We start from the raw sequence: 1,473 nt of genomic DNA, 5'->3' as shown, positions 1-1,473 counted from the left end.
CTTGTCGTGCCCGCTGCTGCCGCCTACAACTCAGACAATTACAGCGTCTACTTCGATGCAAGCATGGTGCGAAACGTGCTGAAGACTGACAGCGCAGAGGCTGGCGAGCTGCTGACCTGGGGATTCTTCCTTGCGGAGTTGATGAAAGGCGTGTTTCCAGCCGTCGTGGCATGTACGGTTCGGATCCGGCGTCCCTCCAGTCTGGCGAGCGCCGTACTTGCTAGAGTCCTTCTGCTCGGCGTTTCTGTCGTGGTCATAACTGGCGCGGCCTTCGCCTCGTTCGACAACCTGTCCTCGCTCATGCGTAACCACAAGCCAGTCAGGTACTTGGCAACACCCGGAAACTATCTTGCTTCCATTGCCAAGGTTGTCCGAGAACAGACGCGAGCCGAACGGGGTCCGATTCAGGTGGTCGGTCCGGACGCCAGAATGAAGCCCCATCCACCAGGTGCGAAGCCACACTTTCTGGTCATAGTCGTAGGCGAGACGGTTCGCGCGCAGAACTGGGGACTGAATGGATATAGCCGGCAGACAACGCCACAGCTGGCGGCATCGGACGTTGTCAACTTCTCGGACGTGACTGCCTGCGGGTCAAATACTGAAGTTTCCGTGCCTTGTATGTTCTCGGTGTATGGAAGGCGAGACTACGATCGAGACAAGATCAGGGGCTCAGAGTCGCTGCTTCATGTGCTTGAGCGAGCTGGCATCAAGACGTTATGGCGGGACAACCAGACAGGTTGTAAGGGGGTTTGCGCGGACCTGGCGTTTGAGTCCTTCCGCGTGCCTATCAAGGATGGGTTGTGCGATGACCAAGCGTGCCGCGATGAGATCATGTTGCGGGGATTGCATGACGCGATCGATGACAATCCGGGTGATGTTGTGGTCGTTCTGCATCAGCTGGGGAACCACGGGCCGAGCTACTACAAGCGATATCCCGAGGGTCTGAGGAGGTTCACGCCTGACTGCCGCAATGCAGATCTGGGCAAGTGCACACGCCAGCAGATCGTCAATGCGTATGACAACGCAGTTCTTGCAACAGATGACTTCTTAGGAAAGGCCATCCGCATGCTTGAGCAGGATCAAAGCCATGACACTGGATTGATCTACGTATCCGACCACGGTGAGTCACTGGGCGAGGCGAACGTCTATCTCCACGGTCTCCCCTATGCCATTGCTCCCGACACTCAGATCAAAGTGCCCATGGTCATGTGGATGTCCGAGGGCATGAAGAGCAGCAACAACCTGGACCTTCAATGTGTCCGGGACCGATCAAAGCGGCCGGCCAGCCACGACAACCTCTTCCATTCTGTACTCGGCCTCATGCAGGTCCGGACGAAGTCGTTGGACGAAAGCCTGAATCTTTTCTCCGGTTGTTCCATCAACTCCGGGTCCACCCCATAACGGGCGACAACGAGCACGCTGCTGGAAGCGCCCAGCAGCGGCTCTTGGGGTCCTAAATTAAGGAAGCAACGC

Annotated in this window: 1 protein-coding gene; it reads left to right on the top strand. The window is 57.1% G+C overall.

Annotated elements, in window-relative coordinates; translation table 11 throughout:
- A partial coding sequence (locus tag KVS69_RS20995; RefSeq protein WP_217540297.1) for a phosphoethanolamine--lipid A transferase occupies nt 1-1,401 on the top strand: 1,401 nt, incomplete at its 5' end.
- Between the last annotated feature and the right edge of the window lie 72 nt (nt 1,402-1,473).

Source organism: Stenotrophomonas sp. GbtcB23 (assembly GCF_019091045.1).
Classification (GTDB): domain Bacteria; phylum Pseudomonadota; class Gammaproteobacteria; order Xanthomonadales; family Xanthomonadaceae; genus Stenotrophomonas; species Stenotrophomonas rhizophila_A.
This window is presented reverse-complemented; position numbering and strand designations above follow the sequence as displayed.